16 protein-coding genes are annotated in these 20,330 nt (G+C 67.5%); 7 read left to right on the top strand and 9 right to left on the bottom strand.

The window, feature by feature from the left end; translation table 11 throughout:
• Positions 1-200 precede the first annotated feature (200 nt).
• Positions 201-2,882, top strand: coding sequence for an ATP-dependent RNA helicase (locus NV1_RS17510; RefSeq protein WP_067892542.1), 2,682 nt, complete (start codon positions 201-203; stop codon positions 2,880-2,882).
• A gap of 50 nt (positions 2,883-2,932) precedes the next feature.
• Here the strand turns inward: NV1_RS17510 and NV1_RS17505 are convergent, their stop codons facing one another.
• Positions 2,933-3,724, bottom strand: coding sequence for an N-formylglutamate amidohydrolase (locus NV1_RS17505; protein ID WP_067892540.1), 792 nt, complete (start codon positions 3,722-3,724; stop codon positions 2,933-2,935).
• Positions 3,725-3,797: 73 nt separating this feature from the next.
• Positions 3,798-4,361, bottom strand: a complete 564-nt coding sequence (locus tag NV1_RS17500) for a TetR family transcriptional regulator (RefSeq protein ID WP_067892538.1) — start codon at positions 4,359-4,361, stop codon at positions 3,798-3,800.
• Between the two features lie 142 nt (positions 4,362-4,503).
• Here NV1_RS17500 and NV1_RS17495 point away from each other — a divergent pair, with 142 nt between their 5' ends.
• On the top strand, positions 4,504-5,379 hold the full coding sequence (locus NV1_RS17495) for an SDR family oxidoreductase (protein WP_067892536.1): 876 nt from the start codon (positions 4,504-4,506) through the stop codon (positions 5,377-5,379).
• Between the two features lie 167 nt (positions 5,380-5,546).
• On the opposite strand, the gene NV1_RS45720 is transcribed toward NV1_RS17495, so the two are convergent.
• The 4 genes from NV1_RS45720 to infC form a co-directional block, all read right to left on the bottom strand.
• A complete protein-coding gene (locus tag NV1_RS45720) occupies positions 5,547-6,497 on the bottom strand; it encodes a TrmH family RNA methyltransferase (RefSeq protein WP_245713775.1) in 951 nt (316 codons plus the stop codon).
• A gap of 42 nt (positions 6,498-6,539) precedes the next feature.
• A complete protein-coding gene (gene rplT, locus NV1_RS17480) occupies positions 6,540-6,920 on the bottom strand; it encodes a 50S ribosomal protein L20 (protein ID WP_025348785.1) in 381 nt (126 codons plus the stop codon).
• A gap of 87 nt (positions 6,921-7,007) precedes the next feature.
• Entirely contained in the window at positions 7,008-7,202 is a 195-nt protein-coding gene (gene rpmI / locus NV1_RS17475; protein WP_040821367.1) for a 50S ribosomal protein L35, read from the bottom strand.
• Between the two features lie 68 nt (positions 7,203-7,270).
• On the bottom strand, positions 7,271-8,086 hold the full coding sequence (gene infC / locus NV1_RS17470) for a translation initiation factor IF-3 (protein ID WP_245713774.1): 816 nt from the start codon (positions 8,084-8,086) through the stop codon (positions 7,271-7,273).
• A 218-nt stretch (positions 8,087-8,304) separates the two neighbouring features.
• Between infC and NV1_RS17465 the strand changes: the two genes are divergently transcribed.
• The 3 genes from NV1_RS17465 to NV1_RS17455 all read left to right on the top strand — a co-directional run bounded on the left by NV1_RS17465 (position 8,305) and on the right by NV1_RS17455 (position 10,309).
• The gene (locus tag NV1_RS17465) at positions 8,305-8,652 is read left to right on the top strand and encodes a DUF1844 domain-containing protein (RefSeq protein WP_067892620.1); all 348 of its coding nucleotides are present in this window, start codon (positions 8,305-8,307) and stop codon (positions 8,650-8,652) included.
• Between the two features lie 125 nt (positions 8,653-8,777).
• Positions 8,778-9,002, top strand: a complete 225-nt coding sequence (locus NV1_RS17460) for a hypothetical protein (RefSeq protein WP_157117076.1) — start codon at positions 8,778-8,780, stop codon at positions 9,000-9,002.
• On the top strand, positions 8,999-10,309 hold the full coding sequence (locus NV1_RS17455; RefSeq protein WP_067892532.1) for a hypothetical protein: 1,311 nt from the start codon (positions 8,999-9,001) through the stop codon (positions 10,307-10,309). Before NV1_RS17460 ends, NV1_RS17455 begins: the two co-directional genes overlap by 4 nt.
• A gap of 54 nt (positions 10,310-10,363) precedes the next feature.
• Here the strand turns inward: NV1_RS17455 and uvrA are convergent, their stop codons facing one another.
• Positions 10,364-13,357, bottom strand: coding sequence for an excinuclease ABC subunit UvrA (uvrA, locus tag NV1_RS17450; RefSeq protein WP_067892530.1), 2,994 nt, complete (start codon positions 13,355-13,357; stop codon positions 10,364-10,366).
• A 391-nt stretch (positions 13,358-13,748) separates the two neighbouring features.
• On the bottom strand, positions 13,749-14,891 hold the full coding sequence (locus NV1_RS17445; RefSeq protein ID WP_067892528.1) for a beta-ketoacyl synthase N-terminal-like domain-containing protein: 1,143 nt from the start codon (positions 14,889-14,891) through the stop codon (positions 13,749-13,751).
• 242 nt (positions 14,892-15,133) lie between these two features.
• Between NV1_RS17445 and NV1_RS17440 the strand changes: the two genes are divergently transcribed.
• Together NV1_RS17440 and NV1_RS17435 are read left to right on the top strand one after the other, a co-directional pair.
• The gene (locus NV1_RS17440; RefSeq protein ID WP_067892526.1) at positions 15,134-16,477 is read left to right on the top strand and encodes a diguanylate cyclase domain-containing protein; all 1,344 of its coding nucleotides are present in this window, start codon (positions 15,134-15,136) and stop codon (positions 16,475-16,477) included.
• A 116-nt stretch (positions 16,478-16,593) separates the two neighbouring features.
• Positions 16,594-18,891: a HelD family protein gene (locus NV1_RS17435; protein ID WP_067892524.1), complete on the top strand. Its 2,298-nt coding sequence runs from the start codon at positions 16,594-16,596 to the stop codon at positions 18,889-18,891.
• 43 nt (positions 18,892-18,934) lie between these two features.
• Here the strand turns inward: NV1_RS17435 and NV1_RS17430 are convergent, their stop codons facing one another.
• Positions 18,935-19,804, bottom strand: a complete 870-nt coding sequence (locus NV1_RS17430) for a hypothetical protein (protein WP_067892522.1) — start codon at positions 19,802-19,804, stop codon at positions 18,935-18,937.
• Positions 19,805-20,330 lie beyond the last annotated feature (526 nt).

The raw sequence follows: 20,330 nt of genomic DNA, 5'->3' as shown, positions 1-20,330 counted from the left end.
TCGGGCGTTGTCCTCGGCCACGATGGTTCGTCTCTCCCCTTGGTTCGGGTCTGTACTCACATGGGTCTGCACTGACATTGTTGCTGGTCGAATCGTAAGCGATGCGATCGGCCCGGTTCACGGCCTTTTCCCGGCCTCGCGGGGACCGTGGATCCGGCTCGTTGGCGTGCGATGTCCCCGGCCCGGCACACTGGTCGGCGATGGAATTGCCCGAACTTCCCGATCTGCCCGTCCGCGAGGCCCTCGGCCGCATCGTCGAGACGCTGGCGCAGCGCGAGACCGCCGTCCTGGTCGCCCCGCCGGGTACGGGAAAGACGACGCTGGTTCCGCTCGCTCTGGCCGCCGGAACGACCGGCCGGGTACTGGTGGCCGAGCCGCGGCGACTGGCCGCACGGGCCGCGGCCGCGCGGATGGCCGCACTGCTGGGCGAACCGATCGGCCGGACGGTCGGCTATTCGGTGCGCGGCGATCGCCGGGTCGGTGCGGACACCCGCATCGAGGTGGTCACCTCCGGGTTGCTGGTGCGGCGGTTGCAGAACGATCCCGAACTCGCCGGAGTGGACGTGGTCGTCCTGGACGAATGCCACGAACGTCATCTGGACGCGGATCTGCTGCTGGCCCTGCTGCTCGACGCGCGAGCGGGGCTGCTGCCGGATCTGCGGGTGCTGGCCACCTCGGCCACCGTGGCCGCGGACCGGCTCGCGGCGCTGCTCGGCGGCGCTGGACCCGCACCGGTTCTCGAGGTGCGGGCGCGGACCTATCCGGTGGATATCGCGTATCTCCCCGCTCTGCCGCGCGAGCGAACCGAAGCCCAGGTGGCCCGTGCCACTCGTGCCGCGCTCGACGGGACGTCCGGTGACGTACTGGTCTTCCTCCCCGGTGCGGCCGAGATCCGCCGGACCACCCAGCTGCTGTCCGATCTGCACGATGTCGACGTGCTCGCCCTGCACGGCAGACTCTCGGCCGCGGGACAGGACGCCGCGCTGCGTGCCGGGCCGCGGCGCCGCGTGGTGTTGTCCACGGCGGTGGCCGAATCCAGTCTGACGGTGCCGGGCGTGCGGGCGGTGGTGGACTCCGGACTCGCCCGAGTGCCGCGGATCGATCGCGGCCGCGGGCTGTCCGGTCTTGCGACGGTCCGCGTTTCGGCGGCGGTCGCCGAACAGCGTGCCGGGCGCGCCGGGCGGCAGGGGCCGGGCCGCGCGTGGCGATGCTGGCCCGAAAACGAGCACTCCACCCTGCCCGCCTATCCCGAACCGGAGATCCGCACGGCGGATCTGACTCGTCTGGCGCTCGAACTCGCCTGCTGGGGCACCCCGGACGGCCGCGGCCTCGCCTGGTGGGACGATCCGCCACCCGGCGGGCTGGCCGCAGGCCGAGAACTGTTGCGCACATTGGGTGCGGTGGACGAGAGCGGCACGGTGACCGGACGCGGGCGGCGGCTGGCCCGGGTAGGCCTGCATCCGCGGCTCGCTCGTGCGCTACTGGACGGCACGGCAGAGGTCGGCGCACGGACGGCCGCCGAAGTGGTCTCCCTGCTGGACGACGAAACATTAACGGCTGCAATAGATCTCGCCGCAGGACTGCGCGATGTGCGCCGGGAGCGGCCAGACCGCTGGCGGCGTGAGGTCGAGCGGCTGACGCGGCTCGCGACCGAGATCGAGATGCCCGCCGAACGCGGTTTGCCATCCCGAAGCACCGGGCCCGCCGTGCCGAACTCGCGGGTCCGGCCGGCGGGCGCCGTGCCGGATGACAGCGAAGGTGCGCAGCGCAGCGGGCAGCGCCGCAGTCGGGGTGCCGGCCGGGACGTCACGATCGGCAGCACCGGCGGCTCCCGTTCCAGCGAGACCGACCAGCGAAACCTGGCAGACGACGGGTCGCACCAGGGTGCGACCGGCCTGGGCGGGACCGATGCTCCGGCACTCGTCGTTGCGCTCGCCTACCCCGAACGTCTCGCCCGGCGGCGCGGCGCGGGTTCGTCCAGCTACCTGATGGCGAGCGGCACCGCGGTGACGTTGCCGCCCGGTTCCGGGCTCGGCGACGCGGAATGGCTCGCGGTCGCGGTGGCGACCCGGGATCCGGGCCGGGCCGAGGGGCGGATCCGCTCGGCCGCCGTCGCCGATGAGCAACTCGCCCGCGAGGCCGCGCCGAATCTGCGCACCGTCGAGGACGAGGTGGACTGGATCGACGGCGAGGTCGTCGCCCGCCGCGTCGAGCGGATCGGTGCGATCACGGTGTCGGAGCGACCACTTCGCGACCCCGATCCACGGATGCTCACCGCGGCAGTACGTGCCGGACTACGATCAGCCGGACTCTCTCTGCTGCACTGGAATTCGGAGTCGATCGGCCTGCGGAACCGTCTGGGCTTCCTGTATCGGACCCTCGGCGCTCCGTGGCCCGCTGTCGACGACGATGCGCTGCTCGCCGACGTCGACACGTGGCTCGGCCCAGAACTGGCCGCCGCCCGCCGCCGCGCCGATCTCGAACGCATCGATGCCGGGCAGGCCCTTCGCCGCCTCTTGCCCTGGCCCGAGGCGGCCAGGCTGGACGAACTCGCACCCGACCGCATCCGGGTGCCCTCCGGCAGCATGCCACGCCTGGACTACGCGGCAGATCCGCCGGTCCTGGCGGTGAAGGTGCAGGAGGTCTTCGGCTGGACCGACACGCCCCGCCTCGCCGACGGGCGGGTACCGATCCTGCTGCACCTGCTCTCACCGGCCCAGCGGCCGGTCGCGGTCACCGCCGACCTGGCGTCTTTCTGGCATACCGGCTGGCCGCAGGTCCGCTCCGACCTGCGCGGCCGCTATCCCAAGCATTCCTGGCCCGAGGACCCCGGCACCGTCACAGCGCATCGCGGTACCGCCCGCAATGCGGGGCGCGCCTGAACCGCGGACGACTCGATCGCGCTGCTCCGCCCCATCGTCAGCTCCTCGAATTATCCGGCAACACCGCCGATCTCCCCGAGCAACGCGGTCAACGCGGACACCAGGGCGGTCACGCCCGTATGCGGTTCGCCGCCCGGCTCGACCATGTAGATGTCACGTCGGATCTCCACCATCAGCGCGGACACCTCCGGGCTCCGGCCGTAATACCGCAGCGGAACATAGGTTCCCGAGAACGGCGAGTTCACCTCGATCTCGAAGTCGGCGAACGCATTCCGCGCGGCCGCGAGCAGCCGAGCCGGAGTGTGGAAGGGGTCCGTACCCAGGCAGACCTGCGGGCGCGGTCCCATACCGTGCAGCTCGTACGGCAGTGCCAGGCTCGGATAGGAATGCAGGTCCAGGATTATCGCCCGGCCGACGGCCGACACCCGGTTCTCGACGGCCCGGCTCATCGCCGCGGCGTAGGGCTCGTAATATCTTGCGAGCAAAGCCTTTTCGTGTCCCGTGTCATCCCACCGAAGTCGAGTTCCGTGGGACGTCCGGGCGTACACGGCCCCCATGCCGACCGAGCGCATCTCCTCCCGTTCATCCGGGAACCGTTCGGGATCCACCACCAGGCGGGACAGTTCGTTGACCAATATCCACGGCCGCAATTCGGCTCGCGCGGCCGACCGTTCCGCCAGCATCGCGGTATGCGCGTCGGTCATCCGGGACAGTTCGGCCGACAATTCGATGTCGTCCAGCGTGATGTGCGTGCGCACCTCCGCCGGAATCACCCGCGAACCGTGCGGAACATGAATCAGCACGGGCGAGTTCACCGCGCCGGGAGTCACTGTGTAATTCATCAGGGGAGTGTCGCTCGGACCACCGGATACACCCGCTTCCGAGCCGCCGCCACGGGGCGCGGAGTCGTTTCGATCATCTTCCTGCCGTTACCGTTTCGAGCACCTGCAATGCCTCGGTGACGAATTCGGCCAGCTCTCGGTCATTCGCCTGGATCCAGCGGGCGAAGGCGACCCGGAATGCCGCGAGCCCCGCTTCGGCGGCAAGGCTGGCGGCGGGCTCGGTGACGCCTCGATCGCGTAGCGCACGCGCGGCGGTTGCGGCGAGTGAGGTGAGTTTGATCAGCTCGCGCTCCTGGAGCGAGGCATTGGCGTCGATCACGATCTGACGCTGCCGGGCGAAGTCCCGGCGCTGCGCGAGCACTTCGGCGAACGCCGCCAGCGCCGCGCTCATCGCCGCCATCGGCGCAGCCGAATCAGGTTGTGTTGCGATGACTTCCGAGATGAGTTCGTGCAGGGCCTCCTGCCCGCCGAACAGCACCTCGCGCTTGTCGCCGTAGTGCCGGAAGAAGGTGCGCTCGGTGAGTCCGGCCCGTTCGGCGATCTCCGCCACCGTCGCCTGATCGAATCCACGCTCCAGATACAGCTCCAGCGCCGCCTGCGCCAGGCGGCCGCGCGCATCCGGTTCCCATCGAGCCATCCGCCCATGATAAGTGATGCCATCCACTGACATCATTTGATGACAGTAACTGACATTGCTGCTAGGCTGATGTCATCAACTGACATCAGTACCCGAAGGGCATAGGGTATGCCCGGACGGTCTCAACAGAGGTGGTCATCTCATGCGTCTCTTCGTGACCGGTGGATCCGGTTTCGTCGGATCCGCCGTGGTTCCCGAACTCATCAGCGCAGGTCACGAGATCATCGGACTGGCGCGTTCGGATGCCTCGGCCGCGGCGCTCACCGCCGCGGGCGTCCAGGTGCGGCGCGGCGACCTGCACGATCGGGACAGCCTGCGCGCGGGTGCGGCCGACGCCGACGGCGTCATCCATCTGGCATTCATCCACGATTTCTCGCGATTCGAGGAGAACCAGCGCATCGATCGCGGCGTGGTGGATCTGTTCGGTGACGTCCTCGAGGGCTCGGACCGGCCGCTGGTCATCGCATCGGGGCTGGTTCCGCTGGACACCGGCAAACCCGGTTCCACCAACGGCCCGATGATCCGCCACGCCACCGCCGCCGCGGCGATACAGCTGGCCGACCGGGGCGTGCGCTCCGTGGTGCTCGGGCTGCCGACGACCGTGCACGGCGAGGGCGACCACGGCTTCATCCGGCGTCTCGTCGAAACAGCCAGGGAGAAAGGCGTTTCCGGCTACATCGATGACGGCGCGCACACCTGGCCCGCGACCCATCGCCTGGACGCCGCGCACCTGGCCCGCCTCGCGGTCGAGAAGGCCCCCGCCGGAACCGTCGTACACGCACTCGCCGAACCAGGCATCGCGACCCGCGAGATCGCCGAGGCCATCGCCCGCAAACTCGACATCCCCGCGGTCTCGATCCCACGCGAGAACGCCGCCGACCACTTCGGCTGGCTGGCCGCCATGTGGGGCACGAGCATCACCGGCGACAGCGGCCCCACCCGCGAACTACTCGGCTGGGAGCCGACCCACCCCACCCTCCTCGAGGATCTCGCCCAGCCCTACTACTTCGAGAACTGACCCGCACCCCGCGTCGAGCCGTTCGGCCCGTGCGTGATCGCGCACGGGCCGAACGGATTTCGCGTTTTCCGGAATCCCCGCCGGCGCGAACCGGAGCGACACCCGCTTACGGAATATCGGTGTGCGCATCCGAATCGGTTGCCCCACAGTCGACCGACGATGACCGGTCAGCGGTGCTGGACCCGTGCGCCTGCGTAGAGGCAGATCGCTGCCGCGGCAGCGAGGTTCAGGCTTTCGGCGCGGCCGTGGATGGGGATGCGGATGCGGTGGTCCGCGCGGGCGGCTACGGCGGGGTCCAGACCGTGAGCCTCGTTGCCGAAGAGCCAGGCGACCGGGCCGGACAGGATCTCATCGGCATCATCCAGATCCACCTCGCCGCGGGCCGTCGTCGCCAGGACCCTGATTCCGGAGGCGGTGAGAGCGGTCAGAACCGAATCGATATCGCGCTCGCGGGCGATCGGGACGTGGAAAAGACTTCCCGCGCAGGCACGAACACATTTTCCGTTGTGCGGGTCGATCGAATCTCCCGCCAGGACAACACCATTCGCACCGACCGCATCGGCCACGCGGATCAGTGTGCCGGCGTTACCCGGATCGGAGATGCCCACCGGAATCGCGAGCATCAGCGGCTGCCTCGCGCCGGTGCGGCCGTCGGCGGCTCGCGGCGCACTCCCGCCTACTGCCTCCCGAGCGCCTGATGTTCCCTCGGCGCCGCCCGCCTCTCGCGATACTGCCTCGGCCCGGTTCGTCCCCCCGCCGGACGCTCCGTCCGGCGCAACCGGAACCGGCAACGAAAGCACCTGCGCCAGCGGCACATCCACCTGGCGGCAGACCGCGACCAGGCCGGGCGGGGTGACCGTCTCACCGAGCAGTTCGGCGGCGCGCTCACTCACCAATGTGGTGCGCACACCCGTGGCGGCGGCGCCGGCCACCAGCTCGTGTTCCCGCGTCGCGGCCCGGGACGAGAAGAACAATTCCTCGATCCGACCGGTATCCAACGCTGCCGCAACGGAATTCGCACCCTCGGCGAGGAAAAGCCCGGTCTTGCGGCGTGATGCGCCGCGATGCAGCTTGACAGCGGAAACGACCCGCGGATTGCGCTCGGAGAGCGCGTCCACGGGTCGTTCTCGATGCTGAGTGGTCAAGTGCCGGATGCCGAATCAGGCGGCCGGAGCGTTGACATCCTCGGGCAGCGCGGCCTTGGCCACCGCGACCAGGCCCGCGAAGGCCTCGGCGTCGGAGACGGCCAGCTCGGCCAGGATCTTGCGATCGACCTCGACACCGGCGGCCTTCAGGCCCTGGATGAAGCGGTTGTAGGTGATGTCGTTCAGCCGTGCCGCAGCGTTGATGCGCGCGATCCACAGCTTGCGGAAGTCACCCTTGCGCGCGCGGCGGTCGCGGTAGGCGTAGGTGAGCGAGTGCAGCTGCTGTTCCTTGGCCTTGCGGTACAGCCGCGAACGCTGCCCGCGATAACCCTTGGAAGCCTCGAGAACGGAACGGCGCTTCTTCTGAGCGTTGACGGCCCTTTTGACGCGTGCCACTGGTCAGTCCTTGTTAGATAGTGGGGCGCTCGCGGCGCCCGGAGGTGGTCGGTTGTTGGCGTCCGAAAAACGGATCGCGAGGCTGACTCAGATGCCGAGCAGCTTCTTGACGCGACGGACGTCGGCGGGCGCGACGGCCTCCGTGCCATCCAGACGACGAGTCCGGCGGCTGGACTTGTGCTCGAGCAGGTGGCGCCGGTTGGCCTGCTGGCGCAGCAGCTTGCCGCGACCGGACACCTTGAATCGCTTCGAGGCGCCGCTGTGGCTCTTCATCTTCGGCATGGATTCCTCAGTTCTGTCTCGTGCCGGTGGCAGCCTGCACTGGCGCTGCCACCGGAGCTGAATCGGTTCTACTGCGGGTTCGCCGCTTGCGCCTCGGGCGCGTTCGCCGCGGTCTCCGCTGCTGCCGCACGCTGCTGCTGAGCGTTCGACTGCTGGGAAACCGTCTGCTGCGCCTTGGCCCGCGTCTTCGCACCCTTGTGCGGCGCGAGGACCATCGTCATATTCCGGCCGTCCTGCTTGGCCGACGTCTCCACGAAGCCCAGATCGGCGACGTCGGCAGCCAGGCGCTGCAACAGCCGGAACCCGAGCTCGGGCCGCGACTGCTCGCGACCACGGAACATGATGGTGACCTTGACCTTCGACCCGGCTTCGAGGAAGCGCATCACGTGGCCGCGCTTGGTCGCGTAATCGTGGTCGTCGATCTTCGGTCGGAGCTTCTGCTCCTTGATCACGGTCTGGACCTGGTTCTTCCGGGACTCGCGCGCCTTCTGCGCGGTCTCGTACTTGAACTTGCCGTAGTCCATGATCTTGCACACCGGCGGACGCGCGTCCGGCGCGACCTCGACCAGGTCGAGGTCTGCCTCCATGGCGACGCGCAGTGCATCTTCAACACGCACGATCCCAACCTGTTCGCCACCGGGCCCGATGAGGCGGACCTCGGGTACGCGGATGCGATCGTTGATGCGGGTCTCAGTGCTGATGGGGCCTCCTAGGTCAAGCGGTGTCGTCCAACGACCGCGCTGTAATGGCAACCCCGTATCCAACACGAAAGCCCCGTCCCGGTATTTCACCGTTACGGGGCCCGATGTCGACCGGCCATCGATGGGCACACTGACCACATCGGCCGTGGACTGGGAGAAACCAGTACACGGAAACTCATCCATCACGATGAGTGACCGGACCGCTTCACCTGACGTGTCGGCCGGCAAGCGGTGGGAGTCGGGCTCCACTTACTGCCCCGTCGCAGTATGATCCAGCGATTCTGCCGAAAGCACACAGGTCGGGACGGTCGTTGCCGACAACCATAGCATCACCGGATGACGAACTCACAATCGACGTCCCCGTGACCTGCGACGCCGTGGAAAATGCGATGCTACCGGACATGAACGACGCCACCCCGATCGATCCGGATGTGCGCGACCTGGCCGACATCCCCGCCGTCGAGGTGATCAGCCGGGCCGCGGTCATGCTGATGAGCTCGGCCGCCGAGAAGCTCGGCCTGGCCGACCCGGATCCGGACACCAGCCCCCGCCGCGACCTGGATGAGGCACGCCGGGTGATCACCGCCCTGGCCGGACTGATCACCTCCTCGGTGGAATATCTGGGCCCGCACGCCGGGCCCCTGCGGGAAGGACTGCAATCGCTGCAGCGCGCATTCCGCGAATCCTCCGCACACCCCGACGAGCCGGGTATGGGCCCCGGCGAGAAGTACACCGGGCCGGTCTACTGACCTACACAGTGATCACTATCACGCCGGGCGAGATCATTTCCGGCGACGAAAGTGATTGGTACTCCTATGATTCGTGTGCGCGCACGTGGGGTAATCCCGGGCCCAACGCGTAAATCAGGAGAATGATGAGTGCCAGAACCGATCTCGCGACGGAATTGGACGGCCATGTCGCGGCATTAGATGTGTTGTCCGAGCAGGAGGCGGCGGACCTGCTGGGCCTGTTTCGCAACGCACGCCAGGCCGAGACGGCCGCACTGAACTCGGCCATCGACGACATGGTCGGCGTGCTGCCCAGGCCGTTCCGCGGTGTGACCAAACGAATCATGTTCGGAGACGTCACCGGACAATGACCAGCCTGGTAACCCGCGCTCAGATAGTTCTACTGGCACGCACCCTGCACGTGCCGCCGGAGCGACTCGCGCACCTGGAACGGCTCGGCCCCGACCGGCTGCACGAACTCCAGGAGCACATGTCCCGCGTCATCTTCGACGACCACTCCGAAACCTTCCGCCGCATCAGCCGCCTCGTACCGTTCATCCCACTGAGTGTCTCGATGCCGCTGATCCAACGCATCGTGCCGCCCGCCATGACCGGCCGCGCCGCAGGCGCCGTAGGCGCCGACCACCCGAAGAAGGCGGCTGAGACGGTCGCCCTGTTGGGCACGTCGTACGCCACGGACTGTGTGCCCTACATCGATCCGGTTACCGTCGGGCATCTCGCGGACGGGGTGCCGCCCGAGCCGCTGGTCCAGGTCATCAACGAGATTCTGAGCCGCGGCGACTACATCACGGTCGGGCCGTTCCTGGACTATGCGACTCCGACGTTGATCGAGGCGCTCGAACTCGGTGCGCGCGATGACGAGGGCCTGATCCAGGCGGCTGCTTACGCCTACTCCTCCGAAGCCGTCAACGCCATTGTGCGGCAATTGCTTTCCGGTCAGTCGCAACGGATTCCGCGCCTGGTCCGCACGGTTCTCGCCGGATCGCCCGAACTGCAGCGAGCGGGGCTGTCGATATTCGCGCGATGTGAGCCCGAGATCATTCGCGCCGTGGGCGAGGTGTTGTTCTCGATCGGATCGCCACCCGCCATCGGGAATCTCATAACCAATGCGATCCGGATCGGTTCGGTGCCGGACATGCTGACCTTCACCGGTAATCTGAGCCGGCAGGCGCTGGGCCGGATGGCCGGTAATCCGGTATTCGGCGATCAGGGCGTGATGGCCGCGATCGTCGCCTCGCTCAGCGGCCGCATCGACCCGAACTATTGGCGCGGCTTCTTCGCGCTCGCGGCACGAACCAGTACCGAGGTCCAGCAGCGGACGGTGCGACTCCTGGCCGAACTGCCGGAGGCGAACGTGGTGGATCTGCCGATGCGGGCCACCGAGTCCGACGGCTGGCCGATGCTGCTGCAACTCATCGCGATCGCCGATCCGGCCGTGCAGCAACGGTTCGGCGCGGCCTGGGCTGCCCTATCGGCCGAACGGCGCGCCGGACTCCAGTGGCACATCCACGAACACCACCTCGACGCCCGGCTCGCCGCGATCACGCAGGCCGCGCCGACCATGTCGGTGGAGGAAGTGTTCTTCAAGCGACGCCAGGCACGGCGGCATCTGGGCGCCGCCGGGACCGGGACCAGCGACACCTGGAATCCCTGGTAGGAATTCACGCTCGCGGCGGCCTGTATCAGGCCGCCGCCGCGGGGACTCGACCGCTCAGCGCAACGCGGCGGCCTTGCGCCGAGCCGCGGCCGCCTTCTTCGCATCCTTCTCCGCGGGCTTCTTCGCCGAGACCGACGACTTCTTGGCTGCGGCAGGCTTTTTCGACACCGCCTTGCGCGTCGGCGCCGCCGGGGGGATGGCGAGCGCCTCCTTCAGGAATTGGCCGGTGTAGCTCTCGGTGAAGGTCGCGACCTCTTCCGGGGTGCCCTGGGCGACGACGGTGCCGCCGCCCGAACCGCCCTCGGGGCCCATATCGATCACCCAGTCGGAGGTCTTGATGACATCCAGGTTGTGTTCGATGACGATGACGGTATTGCCCTTGTCGACCAGGCCGTTGATCACCTTCAACAGCTTGCGGATGTCCTCGAAGTGCAGACCCGTGGTCGGCTCGTCCAGGATGTAGACCGTGCGGCCGGTGGAACGCTTCTGCAATTCGGCGGACAGCTTTACGCGCTGTGCCTCACCACCGGACAGCGTCGGGGCGCTCTGGCCCAGACGGACGTAACCCAACCCGACATCGACCAGCGTCTTCAGATACCGGTGGATCGAGGTGACCGGCTCGAAGAATTCCGCGGCCTCCTCGATCGGCATATCGAGCACCTCGGCGATGGTCTTGCCCTTGTAGTGCACCTCGAGCGTCTCGCGGTTGTAGCGCGCGCCATGGCACACCTCGCACGGGACGTAGACATCGGGCAGGAAGTTCATCTCGATCTTCAGGGTGCCATCACCCGAACACGCCTCGCAGCGCCCGCCCTTGACGTTGAACGAGAACCGGCCCGGCTGATAGCCGCGCACCTTGGCCTCGGTGGTCGCGGCGAAAAGCGTGCGGATCTTGTCGAAGACGCCCGTATAGGTCGCCGGATTCGAGCGCGGTGTGCGACCGATCGGTGACTGGTCGACCTGGACCAGCTTGTCCAGATGATCCAGCCCGTTGACGCGGGTGTGCCTGCCCGGCACCTGGCGAGCGCCGTTGAGCTTGTTGGCCAGGACCGTCGCCAGGATGTCGTTCACCAGGGTGGATTTACCGGATCCGGAGACACCCGTGACCGAGGTCAGCACGCCCAGCGGAAAGTCCACATCGATGCCGCGCAGGTTGTGCTCGGTCGCGCCGACCACGGTGAGCTGCTTCTTCTTGTTCACCGGACGACGCACCAGCGGCACATCGATCTGCTCCCGGCCCGACAGATAAGCGCCGGTGAGGGAGTTCGAGTCGCTCAGCAGGCCGGAATAGGGGCCGCTGTACACCACCTGACCGCCGTGCTCACCGGCCAGCGGACCGATGTCGACCACCCAGTCCGAGGCGTGGATGGTGTCCTCGTCGTGTTCGACCACGATCAGCGTGTTGCCCAGATCCCGCAACCGGGTGAGGGTTTCGATCAGGCGGCGGTTGTCACGCTGATGCAGGCCGATCGAGGGCTCGTCCAGAACGTACAGCACGCCGACCAGTCCCGAGCCGATCTGGGTGGCCAGCCGGATGCGTTGCGCCTCACCTCCGGACAGCGTCGCCGCGGCACGCGAGAGCGTCAGATATTCCAGGCCGACGTCCAGCAGGAAGCCGAGCCGCGCCTGGATCTCCTTGAGCACCTGCCCGGCGATCGCGGCCTCGCGCTCTCCCAGCCGCAGGCCGTTGAGGAATTTCGCACAGTCCCGGATGGACAGATCGGAGACCTCTGCGATGGATCGACGCCCCTCGCCGGAATCCATTGTGACAGCGAGGATTTCGGGCCGCAGCCGGGCTCCGTTGCACACCGGGCAGGGCACGTCGCGCATATAGCCGTCGTAGTGTTCCTTCATCTGCTCGGACTCGGTGTTCCCGAGCCGGCGCTGCAGGAACGGCATCACGCCCTCGAAATCGGCGTAGTACGAACGCTTGCGGCCGTAGCGGTTGGTGTAGGAGACGTGGACCTGATCGGAACTGCCCTCCAGCACCGCCTTGCGCGCCCGCACCGGCAGCTGCCGCCACGGGATGTCCATGGAGAAGCCGATGGCCTCGGCCAGGCCGGACAGCAGGCGGGCGAAGTATTCGGCGGTCTGCCCGCGGGACCAGGGCGCGATCGCGCCGTCGTTCAGGCTGAGCTCCGGATCCGGCACGACCAGATCCGGATCGACCTCCTTGCGGATGCCCAGACCGGTGCAGTCCGGACAGGCGCCGTAGGGCGAGTTGAACGAGAACGAGCGCGGTTCGAGATCCTCGATGTCCAGCGGATGCGCGTTGGGGCAGGCGAGCTTCTCGGAGAAGCGGCGTTCGCGATCGTGCGCATGCTCCTCGCGATCGACGAAGTCGAGTACCACGATGCCGTCGGCCAGGCGCAGCGCCGTCTCGATCGAATCGGTAAGGCGCTGTTTGGAACTCGGCTTCACCGCCAGGCGGTCGATGACCACCTCGATATCGTGCTTCTCCTGCTTCTTCAGCTTGGGCGGCTCGGTGAGCGGATGCACCACCCCGTCCACGCGGACGCGTGAATAACCCTGGGAATTCAACTGGTCGAACAGGTCGACGAACTCGCCCTTGCGGGTGCGCACCACCGGGGCGAGCACCTGGAACCGGATGCCCTCCTCCATGGCCAGCACCTGATCCACGATCTGCTGCGGGGTCTGCTTGGCGATCAGCTCACCGCAGACCGGGCAGTGCGGGGTGCCCGCGCGCGCATAGAGCAACCGCAGATAGTCGTGTACCTCGGTGATGGTACCGACCGTGGAGCGCGGATTGCGGTTGGTCGACTTCTGGTCGATCGACACCGCGGGTGAGAGGCCCTCGATGAAGTCCACATCCGGCTTGTCCATCTGGCCGAGGAACTGGCGCGCGTACGCCGACAGCGACTCGACGTAGCGCCGCTGCCCCTCCGCGAAGATGGTGTCGAACGCGAGACTGGACTTGCCCGATCCGGACAATCCCGTGAAGACGATGAGACTGTCGCGCGGCAGGTCGATATCGACCCCTTTGAGATTGTGCTCCCGCGCTCCGCGCACCGTCAGGCGATCCGCCACAGGTCGTCCCTTCCCATTCGTATTCCGGCGTCCAGTGCCACCCCGGCCGCCATGCTAGGCACACCCACCGACAAGTTTCGTCGAGCAGCGCACTTCGCGCGCCCGGACCAGGGGATTCCGGTCATCCGCGGCGAACACCGCCACTCCCGAGACCGAACCAGACCAGCCTACTTGCCGCACGCGAAAGCCCACTGTGATCTCACACCCGGACGATCTCACACCCGGACGATCTCACACCCGGACGGCGTCACCCCTGACACGGAGTCCGACGAGCGACGGTTCGCGGCCGGCGCGCCGTTCAGCACTCGAAGCGCATGGGCGAAACCCGAGGCTCGGGTGCTGAACGGCGAGCCCTCGAGGCCGCGAACTCGCCGGAGCGAAGCGCAGGCAATCAAACACCGTCCAGGACGAGCACCGAGTTGTGCCCGCCCATTCCCAGTGAGGTCTTGACGGTGATCCCGCCGGTGAACTCGGTCGGCCCGTTCAGCAGGCGCGGATGCGCGGGAGCGACGATCGGCGGCGCCGGTACGATTCCGCGCTCGTAACCCAGCGCGGCCACGGCGACCTCGACCCCGGCCGCCGCGCCCTGGCAGTGACCGGTCAGCGGTTTGATCGAGTACAGCGCCGGACGGTCGTCGAAAATCCTTGCCAGAACGTCGGTTTCGGCCTCGTCGCACTGGCGGGTGCCGGGTCCGTGCGCGTTGTAGTAGCCAACCTGGTCGGGACGCACCCCGGACACGTCCAGCGCCCGGTCGACGCAGTCGAGGATCTGCTCGTGGGACGGCTCGACCGACACCACGTGATAGCCGTCGTTGGACATGGCCCCGCCCAGCACCCGGGCATACGGACGCGCGGCAGCGCGGGTGAGTACGAAGGCCGTGGACGCCTCCCCCATGCTGAAACCGCGGCTGCCCTGCTGGAACGGGCGGCAACCATCGAGTGGTTCGGCATCACCGACCGCCGCGCCCAGCCCGACCATGTGCTCGAGCAGCTCGGGGGTTGCCGACAGATCGGTGGTCACGCAGAGCACGTCGTCGGCCATGCCCTGGGTGAGCCACAACTGCGCGGTGATCAGGGCGACGTTCGCCGAGCTGCAGGCCGCCGAGACGTCCATCGACGGCCCGTGGAAACCGAACTCGCGCGCCAGCATCGCGATCGGCGTCGAGGGCAGCAGCGGCAGGAATCCGCGCGACCCCCGATGCCCGTCGTCGACGAGGTAGAAATCCCGCCAGTTGCGGACGTCGCCGAGCACGATCGAATGCAGCACACCGACCGTGCGTCCGGGCCGCCAGCCGCGGCCCCGGGCGTCCTCGATCGCCTCCCGGGCGGCGTCCTGGACGGCCCGCGCGTAGCGGCTCGGACCGATCTCGGCGTCACCGCCCTCGGGGATCAGGGCCACCCATGCGTGCTCGTCGCGCCCGGCCCCGTACCCTGGATACTGCCGAGCGGCGGACTTACCGCTGAGCAGACCACGCCACAAAACCTCGCGACCCCAGCCGTAACCGGAGACGACACCGATTCCGGCAATCGTCATATGATCTTGGTGCCTCGGGATACAGCCTGGCATCGCCTCGCTCCTTCACCGGTTCGAGCAGAATAGCGAATAGTCCGCCATCGCTCAGCAAATCTTTTCCGCAATGCCGTCCGATCAACGCTCGATCAAATGCTCGAACTGTGACCGATCCGACAACGTCGGCGCCGCGATCCTCAGGACGCCGACAGCAGGATGTTCCCATGCTGAAATTGACATAGATAGTCTTTGATCAGGGGGTACGCGTGGCCGACACGGGCGACGAGAGAGACGCCGACGCGGTAGACGCCGAGCAACTGGCGCAAAGGTACCGGTCACTGGTGGACCACAGCCCGGACGGCGTCGTCGTACATGAAGGCGGCAAACTCGTTTACGCGAATCCGGCAATTGTTCGGCTACTGGGCGCGAAGGCGGTCGGGGAGATTCTCGGCCGCCCGGTGACCCAATTCGTCGCACCCCGTGACATCGCGCCGATGCTCGTCCGGATCGCCCGCCTCAACGCCACCGGCGACGCCTCCGAACCCGCCGAGATGACCCTGATCCGGCTCGACGGGGGCAGGGTCGACGTGGAGACCGTCTCGGTCCTGACCGTTTGGCACGACCGTCGCGCACATCAGGTGGTCATCCACGATCTCACCGCGCTGCGCCGGGCCGAGGACGCCCAACGTCGCGCCGAACAGCACTTCACGACGGTGGTCTCCCAATTGGAGGAGGGGGTGGTGGTGATCGACCGGAACGGGTGCATCGAATCGATCAATCCGGCGGCGCTGCGCATCTTCGGTCACGAGGGCGGGGATCTGGTCGGCACCGCGATCGCGGCGCTGCCGCTGGCGCTGCTGGACCCCAACGGGCGGCCGCTCCCGGCCACCAGGCATCCGGTCGCCCGCACTCTCGCCACGGGCGAGACCATCGCCCGGTACGTCTTCGGCGTCGACCGTGCCGACGGGCAACGCCGCTGGCTGTCCGGTTCGTCCCGCCTGCTCAATCCCGGCGATCCGGAATCGCCTGCCGTCTCGTCCTTCAACGACATCACCGAATTCCGCGCCAGCAGAAGGCAATTGGAGTACCAGGCCACCCACGATCCGCTGACCGGCCTGGCCAATCGTTCCCTGGTGCTCTCCCGGCTCGCCGGTGCCCTCGGCACCAGTGAGGATCTGCCGGTCTCGACAGTGCTGTTCATCGATCTGGACGGATTCAAATCCATCAACGACACCCTCGGCCACGCCATCGGCGATACCGTGCTGCAGATCGTGGCCCAGCGCCTGCAGCGCAGCCTGCGCCAGGACGACGTGGTCGGCCGCATCGGCGGTGACGAATTCCTGGTGCTGCTGTCGGGAGGCACGTTGATGGAGGATCTGGACGGCCTGGTCGAGCGCCTTCGGCAGGCGATGGCCGAGCCGATCATCGCGCGCGGGCACCGGATCCACGTCGACGCGTCGATCGGGGTCACCCCACTGCATCCGGGCGATGCCCGCACTCCGGAGGCCGTGCTGCACGACGCCGACGTCGCGATGTACCAGGTCAAACCGGCCGCACATCGCGACGGCCCGGGCACGATGCGCCGCCCGAACAGTACCCACGCCTCGTGAGCTGCCGTTAACCTGCGGTTACGGCGAGTCACCCCAACGCCAACTAGACTCGACAACTCCGTTTTCCCTTCGCATGCGGCCTCGCCCGGCCGACCGTGGTGACAAGGAGTCCCGTCTTGCCCGACCGCCTCACCGAGGATCTCCCGGCGACCGGCCACGCCGCCGAACTGGCACGCGAACAGACCAATCTGACAACGCTGTACGAGCGTCTGGACGCGATGCGCGAATACGCGCAGCGACGCCTGCGCACGGTGCTGCTGGAGACCGGCGGCACCCCGCAGGCTCGCAGCGAACGCGAGTCCTTCACCCAGCTCTACAGCGAGGATCTGACCAAATACGACGCCGCCGAGCACGGCCTGTGTTTCGGCCGGATCGATCTGGCCGAGAACGACGTCGCCGAACAGCGCTATATCGGCAGGCTCGGCATCCTCGACGAGGACGACGATTACGCCACTCTCCTGTTGGATTGGCGCGCACCACTGGCCCGGCCGTTCTATCTCGCCACGACCGCCACTCCGGACGGGGTGACCCGGCGCCGGCACATTCGCTCCCGCAATCGCCGGATCACCACGGTCACCGACGAATATCTGGACCTGGATCTGGCGCGGGCGGAGGGCGCGATCGAGTCCGATTCCGGGGTGGGTAGCGAGAGCGCCCTGCTGACCGCGTTGAACGCGGCGCGCACCGGTCAGATGACCGACATCGTCGAGACCATCCAGAGCCAGCAGGACGCCATCATCCGGTCCGAGCACAAGAGTGTGCTCGTGGTGCAGGGCGGGCCGGGTACGGGTAAGACGGCCGTCGCGCTGCACCGCGCGGCATACCTGCTGTACACCTACCGCAAACAGCTGGACAAGGCCGGTGTGCTGATCATCGGCCCGAATTCGACATTCCTGGACTACATCGGTCAGGTGCTGCCCTCGCTGGGCGAAACCGGGGTGCTGCTGTCCACGATCGGCAATCTGTACCCGGGCGTGCAAGCCACCCTGGAGGATTCGCTGCGCGCCGGCGAGCTGAAAGGTTCGCTGGACATGATCGAGGTGCTGAAGAAGGGGGTGCGCGACTGGCAGCAGACACCGCCCGAGTCCATTCGGCTGACCTTCGACGGGTACGAGATCATCCTGGACCGCAAGATCGTCTCCAAGGCGCGCGGGCGGGCGCGCTCCTCGCGGCGGCCGCACAATCTGGCCCGGCCGGTCTTCGCCGCTTCGGTGGTGGACGCGCTCACCGATCAACTCGCCCAGACGATGGGCAAGGACCTCACCGGTGGACAGAATCTGCTGAGCCAGGCGGATCTGACCGAGATCCGCGACGAGATGCGGGCCGATACCGAGATCCAGCGAGCCATCGCCAGGCTGTGGCCGATCCTGACGCCGCAAGAGGTACTGGCCGGTCTGTGGGCCGATCCGGCGCGTCTGGCCCGTGCGGCCGGCGGTTTCCCACCGGAGGATCGCAAGGAACTGTTCCGCCCCGACGACGGCAACTTCAGCGCGGCCGACGCACCGCTGCTGGACGAACTCGCCGAACTTCTCGGCGTCGACGACGCGGAGGAACGCGAACGTTCCCGGCGTCGCTGGCGCGCGCAGCTGGCCGAGGCACAGGACGCACTGGACATCCTGACCGGTTCGGCCCCACAGGATCTGGAGGACGACCTCGATCCGGAGATCCTCATGGCCTACGACCTGATCGACGCCTCACAGCTGGCCGAGCGGCAGAACGTGCGCACCCACCAGACCACCGCCGAACGCGCCGCCGGTGATCGCACCTGGACCTATGGGCACGTCATCGTCGACGAGGCACAGGAGCTTTCGGAGATGGCGTGGCGAATGGTGATGCGGCGCATCCCGAATCGCTGGGTCACCATCGTGGGCGACGTCGCGCAGACGGGCGATCCGGCGGGTGCGTCGTCCTGGCAGCAGATGCTGGAACCCTATGTCGCCCAACGCTGGAAGCTCGCCGAGCTGACCGTCAACTACCGCACCCCCGCGGAGATCATGGCCGTGGCGGCGGACGTGCTCGCGGCGATCGATCCGGCGGCGACCGTGCCCCGCTCGGTCCGCGAATCCGGTTCGGCGCCGACAGCGACGCGCGTCTCGGCGAGTGAGATGATCGCCACGGTATCGGAGCTCGTCGCCGCGGAGGCGCGGCATCCCGGCATCACCGTGGTGCTGGCACCGCACGCGACACTGCACGACTACGCCGAGCTGGCGGACGAGCAGGTGCGCGTGCTGACCGTCAACGAGGTGAAGGGCCTGGAGTTCGACGCGGTGATCCTCGTCGAACCGCAGGACATCCTGGACGAGTCACCGCGCGGCCTCAACGATCTGTACGTCGCGCTCACCCGCGCCACCCAGCGGCTGGCGGTGGTACACACCGGGGAGCTGCCGACGGCGCTCGGAGCATTGGGCCGCTGAACATTGTGTGCCCGGCCGGACTCCCCGCGCCTGCACGCAACGCTCAACGTTGCACCAGCAGAGCGGTGTGATTGAGGATGAGCCACTCCTGGTTCTTCCAGCGGTTGGAGCCGTCGATGGCGTCGTAACCGCGCAGCGCAGCGTAGCGGCCGACGTCGGATATCGTCAGCTCCTTGTTCTGCAGCGCGATGTAGCGGGCCTCCTCCTCGTTGGTGCGGTTCGCGATGTAGCGCACGGCCCCCAGATCGCGTCGTAGTTGTGACATCGCACGAGTGTGTTCGGATTCGAGGTCGCGCAGTTTGATCGTCCTGGCCCCCGGGCGTAACGCCATCCGGAGCATCTGACTTTCCCGAGCGCCGTCCAATCTCCGAGCCGGATTGGTGTAGCGGAGCGCGACCTCTCTCAAGGGCGTGGCATACGTCCCGATTCCAGTGGTACCGCCGCCGGGCCGTGGCGGTTTGTTGAGAAAATCCTCGACGTGGCTCTCCTGCTCGAAGCCCCGGAACAGCTCCTTCTCCCCCGCCGCGACCGCCGCATCGATCACGTCCGGGGTAACGCGGGTCGGAAGGCCGTTGAATCCCTGCTCCGCCTGAATTCGCACCATGGTCGGATCGGCCCCCGCGACAGTCGATGTGTTCGACTGCCGCAGTGCGGTGTAGTCCGCCTCGTCGATCAGATCACGTCCGGGTCTATATGCGGAAGACTTTGTGATATCGGCAGTTTCGCCGGACAGCGACACAGCGGAGGATATGACCGACCTGTCGGCCGCATCGCCGTGCCCCAGAGTGGCAACGGCATCGTCGGCGACATGCGCGATCCGAGCCGGGCCGGCCGCGGACGCGGTGGCGGCATCCTTGGCGGCCTCGCCGAGCACATCGCGGACCGACCGCCACGCCGCATCCAAATCACCCACGACAGTTACGGTGCTCGAACCGCGGAGTCGTTCTCGCTGCCGGGAATCGACAGCACAACCAGACGGGCACATCGCCCGCGATCACCCGGCAACCCATCCCCCGAGCGTCTACATCCGCCGCAGACCCACCCGGCCAACGCCCACCCCGAAGGCTTTCAGCACGGCTCGCCGTCGCAACGCACACTTCCACCACCTCACGATGCACCCAACGGCAAAGCACCTCGACGCACCGAAACAGTCAGCCCAACAAACGCCTACGCCAAAAGCTTTCGGTCCGCCGCCACGCTACAGACTTACCACCTCGCGACGCGCCCAGCGGCGAAGCGTCTCTGTCCGCCGGAACCGCCATGCCAAAAACGCCAACCCCAGAGGTTTCGGCGCGGGCTAGTCGTTCAGCCCTCGAAGCGCATGGCCGAAGGCCGAGTCCCGAGGCACAACGAGCCTTCAGACACGGAAAACTCGCCGAAACGAAGCGAGGCGAAAGACCGATGCGCCCAGCGGCGAAGCGTCTCCGTCCCGCTGGAAA

The organism is Nocardia vaccinii NBRC 15922 (assembly GCF_001613305.1).
Lineage (GTDB): Bacteria > Actinomycetota > Actinomycetes > Mycobacteriales > Mycobacteriaceae > Nocardia > Nocardia vaccinii.
This window is presented reverse-complemented; position numbering and strand designations above follow the sequence as displayed.